This window comes from Sedimentitalea sp. XS_ASV28, from assembly GCF_041224545.1.
Classification (GTDB): Bacteria; Pseudomonadota; Alphaproteobacteria; order Rhodobacterales; family Rhodobacteraceae; genus Sedimentitalea.
The window spans coordinates 1-26208 of the sequence record NZ_JBGFGP010000068.1 but is presented as its reverse complement, the minus strand read 5'-3'; the positions used below and the strand labels follow the sequence as shown (position 1 = coordinate 26208).

At 60.3% G+C, this 26208-nt stretch carries 22 protein-coding genes and 1 tRNA gene; 9 read left to right on the top strand and 14 right to left on the bottom strand.

All coding sequences use genetic code 11. The annotated features are described in order from the left end of the window. Window positions 1-101: 101 nt before the first annotated feature. Together AB9K34_RS03100 and AB9K34_RS03095 are read right to left on the bottom strand one after the other, a co-directional pair. Complete coding sequence (locus AB9K34_RS03100; RefSeq protein ID WP_369952985.1) at window positions 102-260, bottom strand: hypothetical protein; 159 nt, start codon at window positions 258-260, stop codon at window positions 102-104. Window positions 261-287: 27 nt separating this feature from the next. Beyond that, complete coding sequence (locus tag AB9K34_RS03095) at window positions 288-1340, bottom strand: NAD(P)-dependent alcohol dehydrogenase (RefSeq protein WP_369952984.1); 1053 nt, start codon at window positions 1338-1340, stop codon at window positions 288-290. 203 nt (window positions 1341-1543) lie between these two features. On the opposite strand from AB9K34_RS03095, the gene AB9K34_RS03090 reads away from it, so the two are divergent. Beyond that, window positions 1544-3376 carry a sigma-54-dependent Fis family transcriptional regulator gene (locus tag AB9K34_RS03090; RefSeq protein WP_369952983.1) on the top strand — a complete coding sequence of 611 codons (1833 nt, stop codon included), beginning with the start codon at window positions 1544-1546 and terminating at the stop codon, window positions 3374-3376. 421 nt (window positions 3377-3797) lie between these two features. On the opposite strand, the gene AB9K34_RS03085 is transcribed toward AB9K34_RS03090, so the two are convergent. Then, window positions 3798-3883: transfer RNA gene (locus AB9K34_RS03085), tRNA-Leu, on the bottom strand. A gap of 202 nt (window positions 3884-4085) precedes the next feature. Here AB9K34_RS03085 and AB9K34_RS03080 point away from each other — a divergent pair. Further along, the gene (locus tag AB9K34_RS03080; RefSeq protein ID WP_369952982.1) at window positions 4086-5069 is read left to right on the top strand and encodes a complex I NDUFA9 subunit family protein; all 984 of its coding nucleotides are present in this window, start codon (window positions 4086-4088) and stop codon (window positions 5067-5069) included. Here the strand turns inward: AB9K34_RS03080 and AB9K34_RS03075 are convergent. Beyond that, on the bottom strand, window positions 5046-5873 hold the full coding sequence (locus AB9K34_RS03075; RefSeq protein WP_369952981.1) for an undecaprenyl-diphosphate phosphatase: 828 nt from the start codon (window positions 5871-5873) through the stop codon (window positions 5046-5048). The genes AB9K34_RS03080 and AB9K34_RS03075 overlap by 24 nt on opposite strands. A gap of 230 nt (window positions 5874-6103) precedes the next feature. On the opposite strand from AB9K34_RS03075, the gene AB9K34_RS03070 reads away from it, so the two are divergent. The 5 genes from AB9K34_RS03070 to gltB all read left to right on the top strand — a co-directional run bounded on the left by AB9K34_RS03070 (window position 6104) and on the right by gltB (window position 13572). Further along, on the top strand, window positions 6104-7543 hold the full coding sequence (locus tag AB9K34_RS03070; RefSeq protein WP_369952980.1) for an NAD(P)-dependent oxidoreductase: 1440 nt from the start codon (window positions 6104-6106) through the stop codon (window positions 7541-7543). Window positions 7544-7681: 138 nt separating this feature from the next. Further along, on the top strand, window positions 7682-8386 hold the full coding sequence (locus AB9K34_RS03065; protein WP_369952979.1) for a hypothetical protein: 705 nt from the start codon (window positions 7682-7684) through the stop codon (window positions 8384-8386). Then, window positions 8379-8594, top strand: a complete 216-nt coding sequence (locus tag AB9K34_RS03060; protein WP_369952978.1) for a hypothetical protein — start codon at window positions 8379-8381, stop codon at window positions 8592-8594. The genes AB9K34_RS03065 and AB9K34_RS03060 overlap by 8 nt, the downstream gene beginning before the upstream one ends. Further along, complete coding sequence (locus tag AB9K34_RS03055) at window positions 8591-9043, top strand: GFA family protein (protein WP_369952977.1); 453 nt, start codon at window positions 8591-8593, stop codon at window positions 9041-9043. Before AB9K34_RS03060 ends, AB9K34_RS03055 begins: the two co-directional genes overlap by 4 nt. Then, entirely contained in the window at window positions 9040-13572 is a 4533-nt protein-coding gene (gene gltB / locus AB9K34_RS03050) for a glutamate synthase large subunit (RefSeq protein ID WP_369952976.1), read from the top strand. The genes AB9K34_RS03055 and gltB overlap by 4 nt, the downstream gene beginning before the upstream one ends. Window positions 13573-13630: 58 nt before the next feature. Here the strand turns inward: gltB and AB9K34_RS03045 are convergent, their stop codons facing one another. From AB9K34_RS03045 to AB9K34_RS03000, 10 genes are all read right to left on the bottom strand, one after another. Further along, window positions 13631-14755, bottom strand: coding sequence for a Gfo/Idh/MocA family protein (locus AB9K34_RS03045; RefSeq protein ID WP_369952975.1), 1125 nt, complete (start codon window positions 14753-14755; stop codon window positions 13631-13633). A 1-nt stretch (window position 14756) separates the two neighbouring features. After that, entirely contained in the window at window positions 14757-15812 is a 1056-nt protein-coding gene (locus AB9K34_RS03040) for a sugar phosphate isomerase/epimerase family protein (protein WP_369952974.1), read from the bottom strand. A gap of 27 nt (window positions 15813-15839) precedes the next feature. Beyond that, window positions 15840-16892: a LacI family DNA-binding transcriptional regulator gene (locus AB9K34_RS03035; protein WP_369952973.1), complete on the bottom strand. Its 1053-nt coding sequence runs from the start codon at window positions 16890-16892 to the stop codon at window positions 15840-15842. Window positions 16893-16911: 19 nt separating this feature from the next. Further along, window positions 16912-18537 (bottom strand): dihydroxyacetone kinase subunit DhaK, encoded by a 1626-nt coding sequence (locus AB9K34_RS03030; RefSeq protein WP_369952972.1) that lies wholly within the window; start codon window positions 18535-18537, stop codon window positions 16912-16914. Window positions 18538-18549: 12 nt separating this feature from the next. After that, a complete protein-coding gene (locus AB9K34_RS03025; protein ID WP_369952971.1) occupies window positions 18550-19545 on the bottom strand; it encodes an ABC transporter ATP-binding protein in 996 nt (331 codons plus the stop codon). Then, window positions 19538-20635 carry an ABC transporter ATP-binding protein gene (locus tag AB9K34_RS03020; RefSeq protein WP_369952970.1) on the bottom strand — a complete coding sequence of 366 codons (1098 nt, stop codon included), beginning with the start codon at window positions 20633-20635 and terminating at the stop codon, window positions 19538-19540. The genes AB9K34_RS03025 and AB9K34_RS03020 overlap by 8 nt, the downstream gene beginning before the upstream one ends. 3 nt (window positions 20636-20638) lie before the next feature. Continuing rightward, window positions 20639-20827: a hypothetical protein gene (locus AB9K34_RS03015; protein WP_369952969.1), complete on the bottom strand. Its 189-nt coding sequence runs from the start codon at window positions 20825-20827 to the stop codon at window positions 20639-20641. After that, window positions 20824-21762: a carbohydrate ABC transporter permease gene (locus AB9K34_RS03010; protein ID WP_369952968.1), complete on the bottom strand. Its 939-nt coding sequence runs from the start codon at window positions 21760-21762 to the stop codon at window positions 20824-20826. The genes AB9K34_RS03015 and AB9K34_RS03010 overlap by 4 nt, the downstream gene beginning before the upstream one ends. 52 nt (window positions 21763-21814) lie before the next feature. Continuing rightward, window positions 21815-22759 carry a carbohydrate ABC transporter permease gene (locus tag AB9K34_RS03005; RefSeq protein WP_369952967.1) on the bottom strand — a complete coding sequence of 315 codons (945 nt, stop codon included), beginning with the start codon at window positions 22757-22759 and terminating at the stop codon, window positions 21815-21817. Window positions 22760-22860: 101 nt separating this feature from the next. Then, window positions 22861-24180, bottom strand: a complete 1320-nt coding sequence (locus tag AB9K34_RS03000; RefSeq protein WP_369952966.1) for an ABC transporter substrate-binding protein — start codon at window positions 24178-24180, stop codon at window positions 22861-22863. Between the two features lie 407 nt (window positions 24181-24587). On the opposite strand from AB9K34_RS03000, the gene msrP reads away from it, so the two are divergent. Both msrP and msrQ read left to right on the top strand, forming a co-directional pair. Next, the gene (gene msrP, locus AB9K34_RS02995; protein WP_369952965.1) at window positions 24588-25490 is read left to right on the top strand and encodes a protein-methionine-sulfoxide reductase catalytic subunit MsrP; all 903 of its coding nucleotides are present in this window, start codon (window positions 24588-24590) and stop codon (window positions 25488-25490) included. After that, entirely contained in the window at window positions 25459-26091 is a 633-nt protein-coding gene (gene msrQ, locus AB9K34_RS02990) for a protein-methionine-sulfoxide reductase heme-binding subunit MsrQ (protein WP_369952964.1), read from the top strand. The genes msrP and msrQ overlap by 32 nt, the downstream gene beginning before the upstream one ends. Window positions 26092-26208: the final 117 nt, after the last annotated feature.

Sequence of the window (26208 nt, the reverse complement as noted above, 5' to 3'; positions counted from 1 at the left end):
CGTCGGCATGCCCGCCTCTTGCTCCTTGATCATCCCGATAATCTGCGCCTCGGTAAAACGGCTCTTTCGCATTCGTCTGCTCCTTCAAGGTTGGGCAGACTCTACATCATGATGAGGGATTTCGCGGGGGGCAGGTCACCGGGAATATCGGCAGCGATGCCGAATCTCGAATAGTCTTCCGCATGGGCGGCCAAGGCGCCCAAGATCCCGCTGCTCGCCAATGCAAGCGCCGAGAATGATCCTGTCAGTGGTTTTCTCATGATGTCCTCCCAAATTTGAACGACCCGTCAGGGGATAAGAACGGCGCGGCCCTTGATCTTGCCGTGATGCAGGTCCTGAAGTGCGGCATTCGCGTCCTCGAGCTTGAATTCCTGGGTTTCGAGCTGAACCAGTCCGCGATGCGCCAGCTCCATCAGCTCGGTGAGTTCGGCCCATGTCCCGACGAGATTGCCGATGATGTTCTTTTCGGTGATCACCAGATCGACGGTCGGCACCTGAACGTCTTCACCGTAGCCGATCACGTAATAGCTGCCGGCGCTGCGCGTCATCGCGATACCCTTGGCGGTGGTGCCTTTTTCGCCGACGAAATCCAGAACCGCCTCGGCACCATGCCCCTTGGTCATGGACAGAACCGCCTCGACTTCACCACCATCCGCCTTGACCAGATGATCCGCGCCGCACTCCTGGGCAAGCTGCAACGACGCGTCGGATGTATCGACGACGATGATTTCGGCCGCGCACATTGCCCTGAGAACCTGAATGGCGATATGCCCCAACCCGCCGGCTCCGATGATGACGCAGTATTCGCCGGGCAAAAGGTGGCGTGTCGCCTTCTTTGCAGCGCGATAGGCGGTCAGCCCTGCGTCCGAATAGGGTGCGACATCCTTGGGACTCAGCGTTTTGGGCAGTTTCACGATATTACGCACCGAGGTCACGAGCGCTTCCGCATAGCCGCCATTGCTGTCGAGACCCGGAAAGGCACCCTCGCCGTGCATGTCCTGACCCCGGCGGCAGGCAAGGCAAGTGCCGCTTGAAATCTTGGGATGCACGATGACCGGGTCGCCCTTGGCCACTCCCTCTACCTCGGAGCCGACTTCTTCGATCCAGCCGGCATTCTCATGCCCGAGGATCAAAGGCAGAAGCGCGTCTCCGGTCGGGTCCATATGCGGTCGCCAGACACCCTCGATCACGTGCAGATCGGTGCGGCAGACGCCCGCACCACCGATGCGCACGATCACCTCGGACCCTTTCGAAAGCACCGGATCGGCAATATCCTGATAGGTCAGCCAGGACGCTGCGGTCAGATCGTCGTCGTAGTTATGAAGCACCTGGGCTTTCATTATGTTATCTCCCCCATCGCAATTCGGTGCGGTACCGCGCCCGATAAATCTGGCAGGCAAAAAATCGCCGGAATGAGGAATCCGTGTTCAGAAACGGAAAGGTGCCAATCAATCCATGTTCACAAATTGATCATACGGGTTGATCTGGCGAACCCTGCTGGGGTCTATTGATCGCGTGATCATGCCAACGCTGGGAGGACGTTGTGCAAACTGCATTCAGAAAAGCGCGCGCGTCGCTCGAAGCGAGAGGTGTCTTTGCACATGGTGCCGTTCCGGACCCGATCGCCGATAGCTGGCATCGCTGTCTGAAAAGCGGACTCGACCCCAAGGGCGAGCCGTTGGATGCGGTGATATCCTTTCAGGAATTGCGCGAAGCAAAAGAACGGCACGCAAAGCTGATCGCCATTGTTCGGCCGGAACTGGAACTTCTCAGCAACCAGATCGCGGGAACCAACCATATGACCGCCTTCGCCGATCGCGAAGGCGTCGTGCTCGATGCGATCATGGATAACGAGTTTCGCGAGTCCGAGTGCTCGCGCAGCATCCGTATCGGCTCGATCTGGCGCGAGGAACTGCGGGGGACCAACGCGCTCGGACTTGCCCTGCACGCCGGCGAGGCAAGCATGGTGACGGGTAGTGAGCATTTTTTCGCAAAGCACGGGCGTGTTTCATGTGTGTCCGCGCCGATATTCGATAGCCAGGGGCGCATTGTCGGTGTCCTGGATGCGTCCTCCGAAGTCGCCGCGCGGCAGTTCCATACACAGGCGCTCGTGACGCTGGCGGCCGGCAACATCGAAAACCGTATCTTCGTCGATGAGCACCGCGGCGAGCACATCATTCAATTCCACCCGCGCGAAGAATACCTGACAACGCAAAGCATCGGCATGATCAGTCTTGATGATGATGGCCGCATCACCGGTTCCAACCGGCACGCGGGCGGCATCCTGAAAGGTCTGGAACTTGGCTCTGCAAAGTCGTTTTCCGATCTGTTTCAGGGTGGCTTCGGTGCCGCCATGAAGCCGATGGTGGATGGCGAGGTCATCCGCCTGGTCGATTGGCTGAACGCAGCCTATTTCGCACGCATCAGAGCGACGCGGCGAAACCCCGACTACGCGCATTTGAAGCGAACGGTTGCCGTTTCGATCCCGGCTGTTTTCAACCTTCCGAGCGCGCCCGGCAGGCCGGTGTTTCGCGACGAACAGGTGCGCAACAGCCTGCGGCTCGCGATGCGCTCGGCGCGGGTCGGGGCGCCATTCTGCATCATCGGCGAACCGGGAACGGGCCGGACCACGTTGGCGCAGACCGTTCATGAAGAACTGCACAGTGACCGTCCGCTTATCCTGGTCGACTGCCAGACCGCCAACGACCTGAGCCAGACCGAGCGCCTGATGGCCGACATTCTCGGGGAGACCGATACACAGGAATTTTCTCTCCAGACCGGCGGAACGCTGCTTCTGGAAGATCTGGAGGCAATCCGCGGCGGCGCGGCGGAAAGACTGGCGCAGGTCATCAACCGGATGCTGCAGTTCAAGACTTCACCTGGCTGGAGCATCATCTGCACCGGGCAATCGGAAACGATGCCGAATGACCAATGGCCGCCGCATGTCAGGATGGCTTTTTCAAGACTGGTGCAGATGAGGGTGCACCTTCCCGCCCTGGTCGACCGGACGGATTTCGCTCAGATCGTCGCCTGCATGATGGCCGATATTTCTCCGGGCCAACAGTTCTCGCCCGCCGCGATCGAGGCGCTGAAACGGATCGACCGCAGCCAGAATCTCGCCGGGCTGGCAAATCAGCTTCAGGTCCTTGCCGTGCAATGTCCCGGCGGCGTCATCCGGGAAGAACATGTCGAACGCAAGCTCGGTCTGCCCGACGATCCCGAAATCGCCTGTCCACGTTGCTCCGGAAACGCCGCCCGCGAGGCCAAATGCCGCGAGATCAACAAGGTGTTCCGGCAATGCAACGCAAATGTCGCTCTGACCGCCCGCAAACTGGGCGTATCGCGAAACACGGTCTATTCCCACATCCCCACTTAGGTTTTTGAAGCGTCTTTTACGTGTAACAGGAATGAGGGTTTCGAGATTTGTAAGCGTATGCAAAGCGCATTGCGCAGCAATGTCCCGAGAGGGGATCATCACGGTCTTCATCTCGCCGTAATCGGCAGCCAGACCGGCCATCATTCGCGTGAAGATGGCTGGTCGCTCCACAATGTCCAACGGGTTTAGAACAACTTGTGCAGCCCGTAGGTGCCGGGGGCATTACACCATCTAGATCGGCCCGCCAGCTGCCAACTGACACTTCCTGAACGTCGCCATTTTTACGCCTCTCGCCTGATCTGCGGGTGATTGAAACCACGATTCATCCGTTCTTGTGAAGCGGAACAAGGGCAGATTTTTGGGGATATGTCAGTAGAACATACGCTAAGCGCACATTAGGCGATGGCTATGTATCTGAAGTTGGTGCCCAGGAGAGGACTCGAACCTCCACGTCCTTGCGAACACTAGCACCTGAAGCTAGCGCGTCTACCATTCCGCCACCTGGGCAGGTGTCGTGGAGCGACGCTTTAAGTGGAGAAGGGTGGGGTGTCAAACGGAAATTGCGAAATTATCCGCCAAAATGCCCGCCTGTCGTTCTCATTCGGGACTGTCGAGCCGTGGCTTTCCTGGCCAGCGACGCTTTTGCGCCTTGTTTGCGTGGATTTGGGGCGGTAGATCGGATTAGACCCAGATACAAGGGAGCGCTGGCATGTCCAAACTGGTCACTATCTATGGCGGATCCGGATTTGTAGGGCGGTATGTCGCGCGGAACTTTGCACAGGCCGGTTGGCGGGTTCGCGTTGCCGTGCGACGGCCCAATGAAGCCATATTCGTCCGCCCCTATGGTGTCGTGGGGCAGGTCGAGCCGGTGCTGTGCAATATTCGCGATGATGATTCGGTTGCGCTCGTGATGCAGGATGCGGACGCGGTTGTGAATTGCGTCGGCATTCTGAACGAGACAGGCAAGAACAGTTTCGACGCCATTCAAGCCGAAGGGGCGGGACGAGTCGCCCGGATTGCGGCGCAGCAGGGTATCGAACGCATGGTGCATCTCTCGGCGATCGGGGCGGATGCCACATCGGACAGCGACTATAGCCGGTCCAAGGCGATGGGCGAGACCGCGGTCCTGGAGCATATGCCGAACGCGGTGATCTTGCGACCTTCGGTGATTTTCGGTGCAGAGGACAATTTCTTCAATCGCTTTGCCGGAATGGCCCGCATGGGACCATTCCTGCCGATCGTGGGCGGCGAGACCCGCTTTCAACCGGTATTTGTCGATGATGTGGCGAAAGCAGCCGTCAAGGCGGTGACCGACGAGGTTGCTGCGGGTGTCTATGAGCTGGGCGGACCCGAGGTCAGGACCATGCGGCAGATGATGGCGCAGATGCTGGATGTGATCAGCAGGCGCCGGGTGGTGATCAACCTGCCGTTCTGGCTGGCGCGGATCATGGCCTTTGGTTTCGACATTCTGCAGGTGATATCCTTTGGTCTGATCAGGAACGGGGTGCTGACGCGGGATCAGCTGCGTAATCTTCGCCGTGACAATGTTGTCGGAGAGGATGCCAGGGGGTTTGCCGATCTCGGTATTAAACCGGTCGCGATGGAGTCGGTCCTGCCCGAATATCTCTGGCGCTTTCGCCCGTCCGGTCAGTACAATGCGCTGCAGAAGTCAGCCAGCAACCTGCGCACCTGATCCTCCGTAGGCATAGACCAGCAGCACAATACCGAGCGCGATCCGATAGATCACGTAGGGGGTGAAACTGACGCTGCGCAGCAAGCGCATCATCAGGGTCAGCGCCAGAAGCGCGGCGAAAAAGGCGAATACGGCGGCGATTGCCCCATCACGCATCGCGGCGGTGTTGGCGTCGAGCGCCACTTCGGCACCGAGCAGGATCCCCGATGCGAGGATCGTCGGAATGGACATCAGCATCGCGAGCCGGGCAGAGTCTTCGCGCGTATATCCAAGGCGGCGCGCCCCCGTGATCGTGATGCCGGACCGCGAAGTGCCCGGGATAAGGGATATCGCCTGCCAGCAACCCATGATCAGGGCGTCCTTCACCGACCAGTCCGCCGCCGTCCGGTCCGCCGCGCCGGTTTGATCGGCCCAGTAAAGCACAATGCCAAAAATCAGCATGGTCCAGCCGATCACCGTGACAGATCGCATGGCATCGCTCAGCCCGGTGAAATGCAGAACGGCCCCCGCGACGATGACCGGGATCGTTGCAATGATCAGTCCGAGCGCGAGCCGCGCGCCGGGTGTATCGGTTTTGCCGAGTAAAAGCCGCGGCAACCCCAGCAATCCGATCCGGACATCGCGCCAGAAATACACCATCACCGCACCGAGCGTTCCCACATGCACGGCAACGTCGATCAGTTGCCCCTGATCGTCCATGCCGGTCAGGCCGGGCAAGAGAATCAGATGACCCGACGAGGAGACCGGCAAAAATTCGGTAAGACCCTGGATCAGGGCCACGAGGAGAAGTTGGAACAAGGGCATCTTATCGCGGCACCAGAAAATTCATGTGTAACGGTGACAGGTATAAGTGCTTTGAAAATATAGGAAAGCTGAAATATAGGTCCGGATTGCTTACTAATTTTGCGTGGTTTTGGACGTATCTGCACCCTTTTAGCCAGATAAATGCAAAATTAGGTCAGCAGTTCTGACTTTTAATCATTCTGCACTTCGCTTAGAGACTGTCTGAAACAACGTATCATGGAGTTTTCGCCGTGGCAAAGCAACCAATGCTGAAATTCGTTCAGATTGATCGGGACATGCCGGCCAAGCGAGATGCCGGCACGCGACGCGATGATTTCCACGAGATCTATGCCGAATTCGCCGAGGCGAAAGCCAGGGAACAGGCGAGCCGGTGCAGCCAATGCGGCGTACCCTACTGCCAGAGCCATTGTCCGCTGCACAACAACATTCCGGACTGGTTGCGTCTGACCGCCGAAGGGCGTCTGCAAGAGGCCTATGCGGTCAGTCAGGCGACCAATACCTTTCCGGAAATCTGTGGCCGTATCTGCCCGCAGGACCGACTGTGCGAGGGCAATTGCGTCATCGAACAGTCCGGGCACGGCACGGTGACGATCGGCGCGGTCGAGAAATACATCACGGATACCGCGTGGGAAGAAGGCTGGGTTGAGCCCATCGCGCCGGCGCGGGAACGCACCGAAAGCGTCGGGATCATCGGCGCCGGTCCCGGCGGGCTGGCCGCGGCGGATGTTCTGCGACGGGCGGGTGTGCAGGTAACCGTATATGATCGCCATGACCGCGCGGGCGGGCTTCTGACTTATGGCATTCCCGGCTTCAAGCTGGAAAAGGATGTGGTGATGCGTCGGAACGAACAGCTGGAAAAGGGCGGTGTGACCTTCCAGCTGAATTGCAATGTCGGCGATGATATCACGTTTGACGAAATCCGCGAGGAACATGACGCCGTGATCGTCGCCACCGGCGTTTACAAGTCGCGCGATCTTGCCATGCCGGGCAGCGGATTGCCGGGGATCGAAAGAGCGATTGATTTCCTGACTGTAAGCAACCGCAAGAGCTTTGGCGACACCGTGGAGGATTTCGAGTCGGGCCGCCTGAATGCCGAGGGCAAGCATGTTGTCGTGATCGGCGGTGGCGACACCGCGATGGATTGCGTCCGCACCAGCATCCGTCAGGGCGCGAAGAGCGTCAAATGTCTTTATCGCCGCGACCGCGCAAACATGCCGGGCAGCCAGCGCGAGGTGGCCAATGCCGAGGAAGAGGGCGTGGTCTTTGAATGGCTGAGCGCGCCCAAGGGCTTTGTCGGCAACGACGCCGTGAGCGGTGTCATGGTTCAGAAGATGCGGCTTGGCGCGCCTGATGCGAGTGGCCGTCAGTCCCCCGAAGTGATCGAGGGTGCGGATTATGTCGAAGAGGCGGACCTTGTGATCAAGGCGCTTGGCTTTGAACCGGAGGACGTGCCCGTGCTCTGGGATCAGCCCGATCTTGCCGTCACACGATGGGGCACGATACGCGCCGAGTTCACCACGGGTGAAACCGCCCTGGACGGGGTGTATGCCGTGGGCGACATCGTGCGCGGTGCCTCGCTGGTGGTTTGGGCGATCCGGGATGGTCGCGATTGTGCCGAGGCCATCCTGACCCGGCTGAACGCGGGCGCGGGTGCGATTGCCGCGGAATGAACGGGGCCTCTGGCGTGTTTCTACGCGCCGTTGCCTGAAAAGCGGGTGCTGCGCGCACCCTTGGCCTTGGTCGTGAATTCCTGCGCACCAAGGTCATGCCGAGCCAACCGGACGAATGGTCAGCAAAGGGTCAAGAACGTGAACCAGGGATGGGGCAGAACAGGACGTAAAATCGCGGGGCGCATCGCCGTAGCCGCGATTTTTGCCGCTGTAGCGTTGCCGCCCGTCCCGGCAGCGGCTCAAATCCCGGTTCCCGCCGACTGTCGCGCCATCGCGACCGTACTTCAGGCGTCCTGTAACGCGACCACGCTGCTTGATTGCGGTGTTTCTCGCGAGGCGCATACCTATCAGAAGGGCGAGCTGCAGATCGTTCGTGTTTTTACACCGGACTGGAAACTGACAGAGTTTCGCGATCCGGGATTCGGTGACATGCGCATGACTGCGGTACCGGGGACCGTTTCGAATACCAACATCCCTGCGCTGCTGAGCGCCGGCTGGTCGCAGGAGTCGGGCAGGTTCACCCTGAGCACGCGCATGATCGACAACCGCTCCTATGTGCTGAGCGGGTATATTGAACTGACGGGCGAGACCGAATTTCTGGGGGGTGTGCGGTTTCAGAAGGCCCGCATTCATAGATCTTACGAAACCGATTTTGGCGCCGGAGGCATGGAATTCGAGATTGACATGTATGTCTCTGCCGAGCGGGATCTGATGTTCGAAGCGGCCTGGTCACGCAGCGTTTTCGGAAGCAAGCGCGAGTATTTCGCGTATACGCCGTTCGGTCTGGCCTGGCCCGGTCAGGAGGGTTTCATGGCTGCGGAATCGGAGGCGGACTGTGATTGAACGGGTGCTCAAGGCTGGCGGATTGCCGCGTGTCGTCACGGCTCTGATTGCCATGATCGGCAAACCTGTGTTGGTACGGCGGCTTGCTGAACCGGTCCTCGATATCACCGTGCTGTCCCGGCAAAGCAGATGGGCGATCATCAGCGACTGGCCGGGGCTGAATGTCTCGTCATGTTTGCGTCGAAAAGTGAGAGGGGACAACGCATGAGAACGTCTAAAACAGGTGGCTGTATGTGTGGCGCAGTGCGCTACACCCTGAAACAGGTGCCAGATCATATCGGCGCCTGTCACTGCGGCATGTGCCGGAAATTCAGCGGCGGGATCGAACTCGGGCTGGATGTCCCGCTTGACGGGATTGTCTGGGAGGGTGAGGATTCCATCCGGATCTACAAATCCAGCGACTGGGCCGAACGCGGATTCTGTGGAACCTGCGGATCGAGCCTGTTCTACCGGATCCCGCGCGGTGGCGTGATGCCGGACGGCATGATGATCCTGTCCGCCGGCTCACTGGACGATCTTGGCGACCTGCCGCTGACACAGGAAGTTTATATCGACTGCAAACCCCAAGGTTATGCCTTTGCGGGTGATCGCACACAACTGACCGAACAGGACGTTCTCGACTTGGTGTCGGCCTCAGAACAAGGAAGCAATCCATGACCAAATTCGACGAAAACTGGGCCCGGGCAGAAGCCGAAAAGCGCAAGTGGCTCGCCGAGAATGGCATGTACTCCGAAAGCGACGAACATTCGTCCTGTGGTGTCGGATTGGTGGTTTCCATCGACGGGTCCAAGAGCCGCCAGGTGGTGGAATCCGGGATCAAGGCGCTCAAGGCGATCTGGCACCGTGGTGCGGTGGATGCCGATGGTAAGACCGGCGATGGCGCAGGCATTCACGTGCAGATCCCGGTCAAGTTCTTTTACGACCAGATCGAGCGTACCGGTCACGAGCCGCATCATGACAAGCTGATTGCCGTCGGTCAGGTGTTTTTGCCGCGTACCGATTTTGGCGCACAGGAGAAATGCCGGACCATCGTCGAGACCGAGATCCTGCGCATGGGGTATTACATCTATGGCTGGCGCCACGTGCCGGTGGATGTCACATGCCTTGGAGAAAAGGCCAACGCGACGCGGCCCGAGATCGAACAGATCATCCTGTCCAACATCAAGGGTGTCGATGAGGAAACCTTCGAGCGTGAACTGTATGTGATCCGGCGGCGCATCGAAAAGGCGGCGGCGGCGGCGGGGATCAACGATCTCTATCTCGCATCCTTGTCCTGCCGGTCGATCATCTACAAGGGCATGATGCTGGCCGAACAGGTGGCCGAGTTCTATCCCGATCTGATGGACGAGCGGTTCGAAAGCGCGTTCGCAATCTATCACCAGCGCTATTCCACCAATACCTTCCCGCAATGGTGGCTGGCACAGCCGTTCCGGATGCTGGCGCATAACGGCGAGATCAATACGCTCAAGGGCAACCTGAACTGGATGAAGAGCCACGAGATCCGCATGGCCAGCGCGGCTTTCGGAGACATGGCCGAAGACATCAAGCCGATTGTCGCCTCGGGCAGTTCGGACAGCGCGGCGCTGGACTCGGTGTTCGAGGTTCTGGTGCGGGCCGGGCGCAGTGCGCCGATGGCCAAGACCATGCTGGTGCCCGAAAGCTGGAGCAAGCAAGCCATCGAATTGCCGCAGGCATGGCGCGACATGTATTCTTACTGCAACAGCGTTATGGAGCCGTGGGACGGACCGGCGGCGCTGGCCATGACCGATGGTCGCTGGGTCTGTGCCGGGCTGGATCGCAACGGATTGCGCCCGATGCGCTATGTGGTGACAGGCGACGGGCTGGTGATCGCCGGGTCGGAAGCCGGGATGGTCCCGGTTGACGAGGCGACCGTGCGCGAAAAGGGCGCATTGGGTCCCGGACAGTTGCTGGCCGTCGACATGAGCAAGGGCAAACTCTATCGCGATAACGAAATCAAGGACAAGCTGGCCAAGGCGCTTCCCTTTGGCGAGTGGGTCGGCAAGATCAACGATGCGGATGAAGCCCTGTCCGGTGCCCAGGAAGCGCCATTGTTCGAAGGGGCCGAACTGCGCAAGCGCCAGATTGCCGCCGGCTACTCGGTCGAGGAGCTTGAGCAAATCCTGTCGCCGATGGCAGAGGATGGCAAGGAAGCCCTCGCAAGCATGGGCGATGACACGCCGAGCGCGGTCCTGTCCAAGCAATATCGCCCGCTGAGCCATTTCTTCCGGCAGAACTTCAGCCAGGTGACCAATCCGCCCATCGACTCGTTGCGCGAATATCGGGTGATGAGCCTCAAGACCCGTTTCGGCAACCTCAAGAACGTGCTCGATGAAGATAGCAGCCAGACCGAGATTGTGGTTCTGGAGAGCCCGTTTGTCGGCAACTCGCAATGGACCAAGCTGATCGAACAATTCAACGCGCCCTGCATCGAGATCGATTGCACTTTCGAGCCGGGCCAGGGGGCGTTGAATGCCGGGCTGAACCGCATCCGATCCGAAGCCGAAGACGCGGTGCGGTCGGGCGCCGGGCATATCGTGCTGACCGATCAGTTTTCCGACGCGGGCAAGGTGGCGATGCCGATGATCCTTGCCACGAGCGCGGTGCACAGTCACCTGACCCGAAACGGGTTGCGGACCTTCTGCTCCCTCAACGTGCGGAGCGCAGAATGCATAGACCCGCATTATTTTGCAGTTCTGATCGGGTGTGGTGCGACCGTGGTCAACGCCTATCTGGCCGAGGATTCGCTGGCCGACCGTATCCAGCGCGGCTTGCTTGAGGGTACGCTGACCGAGGCGGTTGCACGCTATCGCGAAGCGATCGACCAGGGATTGCTCAAGATCATGGCCAAGATGGGGATCTCGGTGATCTCGTCCTATCGCGGCGGTCTGAATTTCGAAGCGGTGGGTCTGTCGCGCGCCATGTGCGCGGAATATTTCCCCGGCATGCTCAGCCGGATCTCGGGGATCGGGATTCACGGTATCCAGCACAAGGCGGAAGAAGTGCACGCGCGCGGCTGGACCACCGGTCAGGACGTGCTGCCCATCGGCGGTTTCTACAAGGCGCGCAAATCGGGCGAGAGCCATGCCTGGGAAGCATCGACGATGCACATGTTGCAGATGGCCTGCAACAAGGCGTCGTTCGAGATCTGGAAGCAATATTCCGCCCGGATGCGGAGCAATCCGCCGATCCACCTGCGTGACCTGCTGGACATCAAGCCGCTGGGCAAGGCGGTGCCGATCGAAGAGGTTGAGAGCATCACATCGATCCGCAAGCGCTTTGTAACGCCGGGCATGTCGCTCGGCGCGCTCAGCCCCGAGGCGCACAAGACGCTGAACGTCGCGATGAACCGGATCGGGGCCAAGTCGGATTCCGGCGAGGGCGGCGAGGATCCGGCGCATTTCGTGCCCGAGCCCAATGGCGACAACCCGTCCGCCAAGATCAAGCAGGTGGCATCGGGCCGTTTCGGTGTGACCGCCGAATACCTGAACCAGTGTGAAGAGCTTGAAATCAAGGTCGCGCAGGGTGCCAAGCCCGGCGAAGGCGGGCAGTTGCCCGGCATGAAGGTCACCGACCTGATCGCGCGGCTGCGCCACTCGACCAAGGGCGTGACGCTGATTTCGCCGCCGCCGCATCACGACATCTATTCCATCGAGGACCTTGCGCAGTTGATCTATGACCTCAAGCAGATCAATCCGCGCTGCAAGGTAACGGTCAAGCTGGTGGCGTCTTCCGGCGTCGGCACGATCGCCGCCGGGGTCGCCAAGGCCAAGGCGGACGTGATCCTGATTTCCGGCCACAACGGCGGTACGGGCGCGAGCCCGGCAACCAGCATCAAATATGCCGGTCTGCCCTGGGAAATGGGTCTGACCGAAGCGCATCAGGTTCTGGCGATGAACAAGCTGCGCGACCGCGTGACCCTGCGGACCGATGGCGGGCTGCGCACCGGGCGTGATATCGTCATGGCGGCGATGATGGGGGCCGAAGAGTTCGGCATCGGCACCGCCGCGCTGATTGCGATGGGGTGCATCATGGTGCGCCAGTGCCAGTCCAACACCTGCCCGGTGGGCGTGTGTACCCAGGACGAGGCGCTGCGCGACAAGTTCACTGGATCGGCGGACAAGGTGGTGAACCTGATCACGTTCTACGCGCAGGAAGTCCGCGAATTGCTGGCCAGCATCGGGGCACGTTCACTGGACGAGGTGATCGGTCGGGCCGATCTGCTCAGCCAGGTCAGCAGGGGCAATGCGCATCTTGACGATCTTGACCTGAATCCCCTGCTGATCACCGTCGATGGCGCGTCGAAAATCGTCTATGACCGTGACAAGGAACGCAACGCGGTGCCCGACACGCTCGACGCGGAGATCGTGCGTGACGCGGCGCGCTTCCTGCGGGATGGCGAAAAGATGCAGCTGTCCTATGCGATCCAGAACACGCATCGCACGGTGGGCACCCGCACCAGCAGCCATATCGTGCGCAACTTTGGCATGCGGAATGCGTTCCAGTCGGATCACCTGACGGTCAAGCTGCAAGGCTCGGCGGGTCAGTCCCTGGGGGCCTTTGCAGCACCGGGGCTGAAGCTCGAAGTGTCGGGCGATGCCAATGACTATGTGGGCAAGGGATTGTCCGGTGGCACTATTGTCGTGCGTCCGCCGCAGGTCAGCCAACTGCCAGCGGATCAGAATACCATCATCGGCAACACCGTTCTTTACGGTGCCACCGATGGCTACCTGTTCGCCGCCGGGCGAGCAGGCGAGCGGTTTGCCGTGCGCAACAGCGGGGCCAAGGTCGTGATCGAGGGCTGCGGGTCGAACGGGTGCGAATACATGACCGGTGGCGTTGCGGTGATCCTGGGCACGATCGGTGCCAATTTCGGGGCCGGGATGACCGGCGGGATGGCCTATCTCTATGATCCCGACGGGCTTGCCGAGACGCTGATGAACAAGGAAACGCTTGTCACCTGCCCGGTGACGGTGCCGCACTGGGAAACCCAGCTCGAAGAGCTGATCGAGCGTCATGCCGCGGAAACCGGCAGCCGCAAGGCCGCCGACATCTTGCAGCACTGGGATATCGAGAAATCGAATTTCCTTCAGGTTTGTCCGAAAGAGATGCTGGCCCACCTGCCCGCGCCGCTCAGTCTCGAGGCGACGGCCGTTCCGGCAGAATAACAAGGAACCATCGGCACCAGACCATGATCTGGTGCCGAATTGTTCCCTTCAGCACGCGTTAAAACGAGACCCAGGCGGCATTTCGGGCTGATGAGCGCACGCAGGCATCCACGAATTGCACCCCGCGCAAACCGTCCTGAACGGTTGGATAGACCACCTCCGGGCCGGGCGTTTTGCCGTCGCGATGGGCGATGATGGCGTCGGCGGCTTCGCTGTAGATATTGGCGAACCCTTCCAGGTATCCTTCGGGGTGGCCCGGTGGAATACGGCTCAGGCGTCCGGCGGCACCGCCAGCGCCAGCGCCGTTGCGGGTGATCAATTGCTTGGGTTTTCCGAAGGCTGTGAACCAGAGGTAATTGGGATCTTCCTGCGCCCATTCCAGCCCACCCTTGTCGCCATAGACCCGGATTTTCAGGGCGTTCTCGTTGCCCGGCGCGACCTGGCTTGACCACAACATGCCCTTTGCTCCGCCCCTGAAGCGCAGCAGGACATGGGCGTTGTCGTCGACCTGCCGTCCGGGAACAAAGGCATCAAGATCGGCGGCGAGGCTTTCCGGCTCCAAACCTGTCACGAAACAGGCAAGGTTGAAGGCGTGGGTGCCGATATCTCCGGTCGAGCCACCCGCACCCGAACGCGCCGGGTCGGTGCGCCATTCGGCCTGTTTGACCTCCTGCTCGGTGGTGAGCCAGTCCTGCGGATACTCTGCCTGCACCACGCGCACCGTGCCGATATCGCCGGCGGCAATCATAGCGCGGGCCTGTCGCACCATCGGATAGCCGGTGTAGTTATGCGTCAGAACAAACAGCGCATTTGATGCTTCTGCCGCCTTGACCAGCTTTTTTGCATCCGCAAGCGTCGATGTGAGCGGTTTGTCGCAAATCACGTGAATACCGCGCTTCAGGAATTCACGCGCCGCGGCGTAATGCACGTGGTTCGGCGTTACGATGGAGACCGCCTCGATTCCGGTTTTGAGCCGCGCCTCGCGGATTGCCATCTGTTTGAAGTCATCATAGATGCGCGGCAGATTCAGCGCCTCGCCCGACGCGCGGGATTTTTCCGGTGTCGATGACAGGGCACCCGCTACCAGTTCGAAACGGTTGTCGATCCGCGACGCGATCCGGTGAACGGCCCCGATGAAGGCGTCATTGCCGCCGCCCACCATGCCAAGTCTGATCCGCGCCATATCAGGCAATCCCCAGCATCTTGCGGTTGGCCGCCTCGTCGGTGCCGCCGTCGGCAAAATCGTCAAAGGCCCTTTCGGTGACCCGGATGATGTGGTCGCGGACAAATGCCGCCCCTTCGCGCGCGCCGTCTTCCGGGTGTTTGAGGCAGCATTCCCATTCGACAGTGGCCCAGCCATCGAAATCATTGGCGGCCATTTTCGAAAAGATGGCGCCAAAATCCACCTGGCCGTCACCTAGGCTGCGAAAACGACCGGCGCGGTCGACCCACGGTTGATAGCCGGAATAGACGCCCTGTCGTCCGGTCGGGTTGAACTCGGCATCCTTGACGTGGAACATCTTGATGCGCTCCTTGTAGATGTCGATATTGTCGAGATAGTCCAGACGTTGCAGCACGTAATGCGACGGATCGTAGAGCATGTTGCAACGCGCGTGGTTGTCGACCCGCTCAAGAAACATCTCGAACGTTATGCCATCATGCAGGTCTTCGCCGGGGTGGATTTCATAGCAGACATCGACTCCGTTTTCCTCGGCATGATCCAGAATTGGACGCCAGCGGCGCGCGAGTTCGTCAAACGCGGTTTCAACGAGGCCCGCAGGCCGTTGCGGCCACGGATAGACATAGGGCCAGGCCAACGCGCCAGAAAACGTCACGTGTTTGTCGATGCCCAGGTTGGCGGATGCGGAGATCGCCATTTTGACCTGATCCACGGCCCATTCCTGTCGGGCCGCGGGGTTTCCGTGCACGCTGGGATCGGCAAAGCCGTCAAACGCGCTGTCATATGCGGGATGCACCGCGACCAGCTGCCCTTGCAGGTGGGTCGACAGATCGGTGACCTCGATGCCATTGGCGGCAGCCTGTCCCTTAAAGTCGTCGCAATAGGCCTTGCTCTCGACAGCGCTGGAGAGGTCGAACAGGCGTGCGTCCCAACTGGGCACCTGCACCCCCTTGTAGCCACAGTCGGCCGCCCATTTCGTGATCGCGTCCCACGAATTGAACGGGGCTTCATCGCCCGCGAACTGCGCCAGAAACAGCGCCGGTCCCCTGATGGTCTTCATGTGTGATCCTCCCAACTCGGTGCCGCGTCACTGCGGCATGTTTTCCTTAAGGTATATGTCGATACGGATACGTTCCTGGGCGAGATTGATGGGCATGCTGTCGCTGTAGGCACGCATGATACGAACCGCACTGCGCACCAGATGTCCGCAATCCTGGCTGATCACGGCGTCGAACACACCCGTCGCAAGGGCCGACCGTGACAGAGGCGTAAGCTCGTGTGCGATCACCACCGGGCGGCGGGCCGGCTGCCATGTGCGAAAGGCGCGCAGCAGGCCTTCGTTCCCGGCGGCAGAGGAATAGATGCCGATGACATCGTCGTGGCTCGCCAGAACCTCTGGCACCAGCTTTTCGATCAGGGCGGGGTCGTCGCGACCTTCGAGCGAGGCAAGTATCTCCAGGTCGGGAAATTCCCGCGCCATCACCTCGTCAAATCCCAGCCGCCGCTCAAGGTGGTCTCGCGCCAGCATGGAACCGGTCAATACCGCGATCCTGCCCCTTGCGTCGCCCAGGAACCGCCCCAGAAGCTGCGCCGCCGTGCGCCCGGCGGCGACATTGTCGAGCCCCACGTAGAAATCCCGCTCGGAACTCGGGATGTCGGCAACAAGTGACACGACCGTGACGCCGTTGGCCTTGAGATGCGCGATGGAATCGCGGACCGAAGGTGTCTCGGGGCCGAAAATGGCCACGCCATCGACCTTGGAGGCATCGACCGCATCAATCGTTTCGGCCAGCGCCATCGGGTCGAACGCAGTGACGCGAGTACAGGACAGCCTGGTGCGTTCGTGGCGCATACGCCGGTTCAGCTGTTCGATCTGCGCTTCGAGCATGACCAGGAATTCGTTGCTGTTCGACGGCAGGATGAACATGAAGTGATAGATCCGGCCACGGGCGAGATTGGCGGCGGCGGTATCGCGGACATAACCCAGCTCTGCTATCGCCTTGTTGACCTTCTCGACCGTCGCCTTGCGCACCCCGGGGCGTGCGTTCAGCACCCGGTCGACGGTTGCGAGGCTGACGCGCGCAACGCGGGCGATATCGTTGATCGTGGGGTTCGCGAGAGAGCGCGTGGCTGGCTTCATGGCGTCATGCTTGCTGCGATTACAGGGTTTTGGCCAGCCCCTCGAACAGGCGCGCGACCGCCTCGGCTCCGGGGTCATTATGTCCGACAAGATTTTCCGGCGGCACGTAAGAGGCGCGTCCTGCCTTGGCCCGGTCCATCGTGGCCGTGCCGTCCGCGCCGGCACGGGCGGCGGCGGCGGCGGCGCCGACCCCTTTGGGCAGGGCCGCGAGCGCAGGCGCAAGCGCGTCGATCATCGTGCGGTCGCCCTTGGCGGCTCCACCCACCTGGCTGATCCGGTCCAGTCCCGCGAGGAGTGCCTGGGGTGTCGGTTTGCCGTTGGCGCAGGCATCGCCGGTTGCGCCAAAGAAGATCGCGAGAATGACGCCCGACGATCCACCCATCGTCTGGCTGAGTTCGTTGCCGACTGCCCGGAAGAGCTGCGTCAGGTCCGCCAGAGGCATCCGGTCGAGCGCACCCCTGAGCGCCCGCGCCGCCGTCGCAAGCGTGCTGCCGGTGTCGCCATCACCGGATTTCGCGTCCAGCGCGTTGAGATCGTTCTCGGCCGCGATCAGTAGATCACAGGCGTGTTCGATGACCGATCGTGTTTTCGGGTTGCTGGACGGAATTGGCTGTATCGGGCTGAGCCCGTCGGGCAGCGGACGGGTCGCGACCGGAGAGATATCCGACATCCCGGGCCAGGCCGGCAGGTCCACGGGAGCGGACAGCAGTGCCCTGGTCGCGTCGTCAACCGGCAGGATCGAGACCGAGAAGCCATGCATGTCAAGCGAGGTCATAAGGGGGGCCGGTCCGATGATATGTTTGATGTTGGCCGCCTTGGGCGAGATCGCAAGCTCGTGTGCCAGAACGCTCATCTCCAGTGGCGTGGTCGAGCCGAGATTGTTCAGCAGCGCCACATGCGGGCCATCCCCGATCCTTGGTGCGAGCCGGTCCAGAACGATATCCATCGCGGTTCTGGCATCCGTGAACGCGACCTGTTCGATCCCGGCCTCGCCATGAATCCCGAGACCAAGTTCGGCCTTGCCGGGTGCGATGCGTTCTTCCTTGGCCGAGCCCGGAACCGTGCAGGTATCAAGGGATTTGCCAATTGATGCCATACCGGAAATTGCCGATCGCGCCGCCGCTGTAACAGTGTCGAGATCGGCGCCGTCCTGGGCCAGCGCCCCCGCGATCTTGTGGACAAAGAGTGTGCCTGCAACTCCGCGTGCCTGTGGCAGGTCGGGCAGGGCGATGTCATCATCGACCACCACCATCGACACCTTGAGCCCGAAGGCGCGGGCGCGTTCGGCGGCCAGGCCGAAATTCAGACGATCACCCGTGTAGTTCTTGACGATCAGCAGGCACCCCGCCGTGCCCGTCACCGCAAGAATACCCGCCAGCACAGCATCGACCGAGGGTGAGGCGAAAACCTCGCCGCAGACCGCCGCTGTCAGCAGGCCTGCACCGACAAATCCCGCATGCGCGGGCTCGTGACCCGAACCGCCACCGGAAATCAGCGCGACGCGTGACTTGTCCCAATCGGCACGGACAACGACCTTGATATGGGGATAACCGTCAAGCCGCGCCAGCGCCCCGCCCGATGTCGCAAGCAAACCGTCAACCGCGTCGGTGACAAGCGTGTCCTTGGCATTGATGAACTGGCTCATGAGGTCTTCTCCCTAGCGGATGCGGTTGCCCTGCGTATCAAAACACAGGGGATTGCGCGGTTCGATCTTGATATGCGCGCCGGGTTGATAATCGGTGTCGGGGGCGGCGATAGTGGTTATGTCATGTCCTTGCAGGTTCAGATGCAGCCGCGCCTGGTCGCCCAGATGTTCGACCCGTTTGATGACGGCGTCCTGGCCGCTGCCCTGGGTGATATGTTCGGGGCGCAGTCCGATCCGGTCGGTACCATGGGGAACATTGCCGAAAATACCGGCGGGCAGGATGTTGATCCGGGGAAGTCCGAGGCGGCTTGCGACATAGAGGCTGTTGGGATTCTCGTAGATCTCGCGCGGGCTTCCGAATTGCACGAGCCGGCCATGGTCCAGAACACCCACATGGGTGGCCATGGTCATCGCTTCGATCTGATCATGCGTGACATAGAGCAGCGTCGCGCCCAGCGATGCATGGATGCGTTTGAGCTCGACCCGCAGGTCGGTGCGCAGCTTGGCGTCCAGTGAACTGAGCGGTTCGTCCATCAGATAGATCGACGGATCGCGCACCAGTGCCCGGCCGATGGACACCCTTTGCATTTCGCCACCGGACAGGGCCGTGGCCTTGTTGTCGAGCTTGTGGCTGATCTGGAGCACGCGCGCGACCTCGGCCACCTTGCGTTCGATTTCGTCGGGTGGTGTGTTGAGGATCGGCGATTTCAGCGGAAATGCGAGGTTGTCGCGCACGGACAGGTGGGGATAGAGCGAGTATTGCTGGAACACCATCGCTACATCGCGCTGGGCGGGGGTTTCGTTGCCCACATTTCGACCGCCGATCCAGACTTCGCCGCTGTCCATCTTCTCAAGGCCCGAGATCAGCCGCAGCGTGGTTGTCTTGCCGGCGCCGGTCGGACCAAGCAGGACGACAAAGGCACCGTCGGGAATGGTCATCGTCATGTCGGCCACGGCGATATCTTCGCCATAGGATTTCGACAGGTTCCTGAGCACGACCTCAGCCATGAGCGAGCACCTCGTTGTTCAGCGTCGAGCGCAAGGCCGCGCCGCTCGCTTCGTCAAACAGCGTGATCTTTCGCGCGTCAAATTCGAGCCCGACGGTTTCGCCGATCTTCGCGGTCTGGGCGCTGTCGATGCGGGCCTTGATCTCTCCGTTTGCGGTGGCAAGTGTGACGATCTGGGTGGTGCCGAGATACTCCGACGCCAATATCTTGCCGCGATAGCGGCCGGTATCGGTCAGGGCCACATGCTCGGGTCGCACCCCGAACACGAGCGTGCCGACCGCACCCTGTAACTGTTGCGGCACATTCAGTGTCACTCCATCAAGCGAAACCGAGCGCGCCCCATCCGCAATGGCGCCGTCGAACCGTAAGAAGTTCATCGAGGGCGAACCGATGAAATCCGCGACAAACATGGTTGCAGGCTTGTCGTAGATCTCTTGGGGCGTGCCGAATTGCTCGACCACGGCGTTGTTCATGACGACGATCTTGTCGCCCATCTGCATCGCTTCGAGCTGGTCATGGGTCACGTAGACGGTCGTGGCATTCATCCGGTCGTGCAGCGCGCGCAGCTCCTCGGCCATGTGCTCGCGGAACTCGGCGTCGAGCGCGCCGAGCGGTTCGTCCATCATGAATGCCTTTGGGTCGCGCACGATGGCACGGCCCAGGGCGACGCGCTGCCGGTCGCCACCGGACAGGCCGCCGACGGGGCGATTCAGGATGTCCTGAATCCCCAGAATTTCCGCAACCTCGCTGATCTTGGCCCTGACCTGTGCGCGGGGCATGCCCTGGCTGATCAGCGGGTAGCTGAGGTTCTTGCGCACGTTCATGTGCGGATAGAGCGCGAACATCTGAAAGACAAAGGCAATGTCGCGCTGGCTTGGCGGTTTCTGGCTGATGTTCTCTCCGTCGAGGAAAATCTGCCCCGAGGTCGGCAATTCAAGCCCGGCGATCATGCGCAGCGTCGTTGTCTTGCCACAGCCCGACGGACCGAGGAGCATGAAGAATTCGCCATCCTCGATGGTAAAGCTCGACTCTCGCACGGCGGTGAAATCGCCGAATTCCTTGCGTATCCTGTCGATGACGATCTGGGCCACGGGTCAGTCCTTGAAATGGGACACGATGATGAACATCACGGTGCCCACCAATGTGGTGATGAACGAATAGGTGTAGGCCCAGAGAACGAAAGGCTGCATCAGCATGAATACCCCGAGGCCGATCAGGATGGTCGCCAGCATTTCCCAGGGGCCGCGACGCAGGCGCAGGAGACCGGTGAAGAAGTTGCTCATTTGCGGACCGCTCCGAATGTGATCCCGCGTAGCAGGTGCTTGCGCAGCAGGATGGTGAATATCATCACGGGCAGAAGGAAGATCGTGGCACCTGCCGCCACTGCCGGCCAGTCGAGTCCGCCAACGCCGATGATGGTCGGGATAAAGGGCGGTGCGGTCTGGGCGGTGCCTGACGTCAACAGCACGGCAAAGGCATATTCGTTCCAGGCAAAGATCAGACAGAAGATCGCGGTCGAGGCGATGCCGGTGGCGGCCTGCGGCAGCACGACCTTGTAGAACGCCTGAAACCGCGTGTAGCCATCGATCAGGGCGGCCTCTTCGTACTCGCGCGGAATTTCGTCGATGAACCCCTTGAGCAGCCAGACCGCCAGCGAGATGTTGACTGCCGTATAAAGCAGGATCATTCCGAGATGGGTATCGGACAGCCCCAGTTGCCGATACATCAGGAAAATCGGGATCGCGACGGCGATCGGCGGCATCATCCGGGTGCTGAGGATAAAGAACAGCAGGTCATCGGCGAGCGGTATCTTGAACCGCGAAAAGGCATAGGCGGCGAGTGTGCCGAGCACGATGCTCAGAAACGTCGAGCCGAAACCGATGATGACCGAATTCAGAAACCGTTCGCCGAACTTCGACGGGCCGGCGATGACCATGTCGTATTCACGGACGATCTCCTCGTACCATGTCTTGGGTGGGTTGGCTTGGAGATACTCATCGGTCTGTCGCGTGCGGGTCGTGAACAGGTTGACATAGCCTTCGAGCGTCGGCTCGAACACGACCTTGGGCGGATAGGAAATGGCGTCTGACGGCGACTTGAACCCGGTGAGCATGATCCACGCCAGCGGCACCATGGTGATCAATGCGTAGAGGATGACCAGCGTACCGGCGAACCATTTTGACCGCGGGCTTGGGTCGGTGACGGAAAAGCTGCTCATGACGCGATGCCTTTCGGGCAGGGGGATATCGGGGTCTGGCACGTGTGCATGATCACCGCTCTTTCACCTTGTTCAGTGCCTTGACGTAGATGCTGGCCAGCCCGAACACCGTGACGAACAGGATGATCGCATAGGCCGAGGCATAGCCGGTTCGCCATTTTTCAAAGGCCTCGCGTTTGAGGTTGATCGAGGTCAGTTCGGTGGTCGAGCCCGGACCGCCGCCGGTGAGCTGCACCACGAGGTCGAACATCTTGAAGTTCTCGATCCCGCGAAACAGCACGGCAAGCATCAGGAAAGGCAGCACCATCGGGATGGTGATGGTAAAGAACTGCCGCAGCTTGGACGCGCGGTCGATTTCGGCGGCTTCGTAGATATAGTCGGGAATGGATCGCAAACCCGCCAGGCAGATCAGCATCACGAACGGCGTCCACATCCAGGTGTCGACAATGACAATCGACCACGGGGCGAGATCGACCGAGCCGAGCATCTCGAAACTGGACGGATCCTTGCCTGTAAAGAACCCGACGACATAATTGAACAGGCCGATCTGGGGTTGATAGAGGAATTTCCAGAAATTCCCCACGACCGCCGGCGACAGCATCATCGGCAACACGATGATGGTGGTCCACAGGTCGTTGCCCTTGAATTTCTTGTTGATCAGATAGGCCAGGGTAAAGCCGATCAGCACCTGAAAAAAGATCGTCCAGAACAGGAAATGCGCCGTGGCCTGCATGTTCAGCCAGATGTCGCTGTCTGTCAGTATTCGTTCGTAGTTGCGCGTACCGATCCATTCGACGGGACGATTCCGGTTGGCCTTGAAATTGGTGAAACTGAGCCGCACGGTCCAGATCAGCGGGAAAATGTTGATCGCCAGCAACAGGAAGATCGTCGGACCGACAAAGAGCCAGGCAATGGCGCGATCGCTCAGCCCCCTGATCTTGCGCGCGATCCGGGGCGGGGTGGCGGCGGCGGCACGGGTGGTTGTGGACTCGGACATGTCACGGGATCCGGTGGTCAGAGTGTGGGAGGGTATGTCCCGGAATCGCTTCCGGGACAGTTCATCATCAATCATCCCCGTCCGCGGGGCGGTCGTGTGGATCAGAGCTTGCCTTCGTCTTCGAAGACCTCGGTCCAGTCCTCGATCAAGAGGTCGAGCGCTTCCTGGGCGGTGCCCTGGTCGGCGACCACGTAATCATGCATGCGCTTTTGCATCGCCAGCAGCAGTTCGGCATAGGCCGGCTCCTGCCAGAAGTCCTGAACGTTGGCCATCGCTTCGAGGAAATCCCCGGCAAAAGGCGCGCTGTCCTTGAATGTCGGGCTCTCCAACACGGCGTTGTGCGCGGAGTAACCGCCGAGATCCCACCACTTCTGCTGTACTTCCGGCTGCGCGAACCATTTGATGTATTCCAGCGCGGCGTCCTGCTTGTCGGAATAGGAGACTACCGAAATGCCCTGACCGCCGAGGGTCGAACCGGGTTGGTTCTGGGGCGGGTTGACGAAAAAGTCGATCTTGTCTCCGCCGGTATTCGGGTCGGCGTAAAGGCCCGGGAAGAACGCGAACCAGTTCATCGCCATTGCGACCTGTCCGGATTTGAACGCGTCCAGGCTCTCGCCCATGTAGGAATTGGTATAGCCCGGCGGCGTCGCGGTTTCGTAGAATTCCTTGTAGAATTCGAGCGCCTCGACGGCCTCGGGTGAATTCACGGCGCCTTCCATGTCATAGGAACCGGGGGTGTTTTCGTATTTGAAACCCCACGGATACAAGGCGCCGGTTACACCCATGGTGATGCCTTCGGACCCGCGCTCGGTGAAGATCGCGGCACCGTAGACAGTTTGACCGTCAATTTCGCGCCCCTGAAAGAACTGCGCAATTTCAAGCAACTCCTTCTGGGTTTTGGGTTCGGCCAGCTCGCGGCCCGTGGCCTCTTTGAATGCGGCCTTGATGTCGTCGCGTTCGAACCAGTCCTTGCGATAGAACCAGCCATTCGCGTCGCCCATTGCCGGCAGGGCGTAATAATTCGGCGTTCCCTTGGGCCAGGTGGAATAGGCATAGACGGTGGCATCGGCAAAGTCGCTCATCTCGATGCCTTCGGCTTCGAAAAAGTCGTTGAGCTTGACATAGTGGCCGTTCTCCGCACCGCCGCCAATCCATTGGCTGTCACCGATCAGGAGATCGCAAAGCTGTCCGCCAGAGTTCAACTCGTTCAGCATCCGGTCCGCGAAATTGGGCCAGGGTACAAATTCAAAGCTCATCTTGTGGCCGGATTCGGCTTCGAATTCCTTGCTCAACTCGACAAGGGCATTGGCAGGATCCCAGGCCGCCCAGCAAAGTGTAAGGTCCTCGGCTTGCGACGCCCCGGCGAATGTCGCCGCAGCAAGGCTGATCGCGCTGGCAGATGCCAGTTTCAGAGACTTCATGATTTTCCTCCCATTCGATGCACGGCGATCTCTTGCGGACGCCGATTCGTCGTTCAGACGACTCGAACGCTAGTTGAGGTGCGCACCTCATGTCTAGAAATTTCTGATGTGCGTACCTCAAACCGTGCCGGAAAAAATGCCTACCGATATGAAATTGTTTGTTTATCAGCGATATTTAATGTTATTCATCCGAGCCGTGGCTTCGACACTCTTCCGGGTTGGGACTGTCCTGCGTGCACGTCCCGGCGCGCCAGGGCGCTATGCCGGCCAGCCTGCTCCGTGTGCAAGGAACGCCGATGCTATTGTCCCGGCTGACGTTACAGCACCGTCGCTTAATCGTGAGTCAATTTGGTTTGGCGGCGCGGGATGAGCGGGTTATCTCAGGGCAAACGAATTGCGGAGTTTCCATGGCCCATCGCTGGAAGAATGATCTGAGTATGCAAGATGCAACGCCCCGTGGCGTTTTCCTGAACCGTCGCCAGATCCTGGCCGGTGCCGCCGGGATCGGTCTGGGCGCGATTGCCGGACCGTTGGCGGCCGGGACCGACCTGGAACCGACAAGTTGGGAAGACATCACGAGCTACAATAACTTTTACGAGTTCGGAACCGGCAAGGGAGATCCGGCGGCGTATGCCGATGCGCTCACCACGTCGCCGTGGAGTGTGACCATCGACGGATTGGTGGATCGCCCGGGCGAATACGATTTCAAGGACATCATGTCCGAGATGACGGTCGAGGAGCGCATCTACCGACTGCGTTGTGTCGAGGCGTGGTCCATGGTGGTGCCGTGGAACGGTTTCGAACTGGTCGATCTTCTGGCGATGGCCGGCGTCAGGGACGAGGCGCGCTATGTCGCCTTCCAGACCGCCCTGCGTCCCGATGAAATGCGTGGTGTCGGCCGACCGGTCATCGACTGGCCCTATGTCGAGGGGCTGCGCCTTGACGAAGCGCTGCACCCGCTGACCATCATGGCCACGGGGATCTATGGCAAGCCGATCCCCAATCAGAATGGTGCGCCTCTTCGGCTCGTGGTGCCGTGGAAGTATGGCTACAAGTCGATCAAGTCGGTCGTGCGGATCAGTCTGGTATCGGAAGAACCCCCGACCAGCTGGAACACCTACAGTTCCCGTGAATACGGCTTCTACAGCAACGTGAATCCGAATGTGGATCATCCACGCTGGTCGCAGGCCTATGAGCGCCAGGTGGGGGGCGGTCTTTTCGCCAAAAAGGTGCCGACGCTCATGTTCAACGGATACGACAAGGAGGTCGCCGCCCTGTATGAAGGGATGGACCTGGCCAAGTACCACTGACGTGACTGCACAGGTCCAGGGCGTGGCCGACCGGGCAAACCGCGCGGCGCGGCGCGTTCCCGTGTGGATGGTCTATGCGCTTGGCCTGTTGCCGCCGGTGTACCTGTTCTGGTTGGCGGCGACGGGTGGTCTCGGTGCGGAACCGGTCAAAACGTTCGAACAGGAGCTCGGCGAGCTGGCCCTGCAGTTCCTGATCATTGGGTTGGCGATGACCCCTCTTCGCCGGTTCACGGGTCTCAATCTGCTTCGGTTTCGCCGGGCGATCGGGCTGCTGACCTTTTACTATGTCGTTTGCCACCTGCTGGTCTGGCTCCTGCTGGATGTTCAGATCGTCAGCGAGATCTGGGCCGACATTACCAAGCGCCCGTACATTACCATTGGCATGACGGCTTTTCTGCTGATGATCCCCCTGGCACTCACATCGAACAATTGGTCGGTGCGCCGGATGGGTCCGGCCTGGCGGCGCTTGCATCGTCTGGTCTATGCCATCGCCGCCCTGGGGGCGCTGCACTTCGTTATGCTGTCCAAGGGGTTTCAGTTCGAGCCGTTGATATATCTGGCTGTTGTATTTTTTTTATTGTTTTTGCGAGTGTTGGGTTGAGTGATTCTGTTGATTGATTTGGATTGAGTTGTGTTTTTTTGGGGTTGTTGTGGCAGATTTGGTGTTTTGTTTTGTTTTGTTTGAGGGGGATTCGGTTTGTGTTTTGTGTTTTGGGTG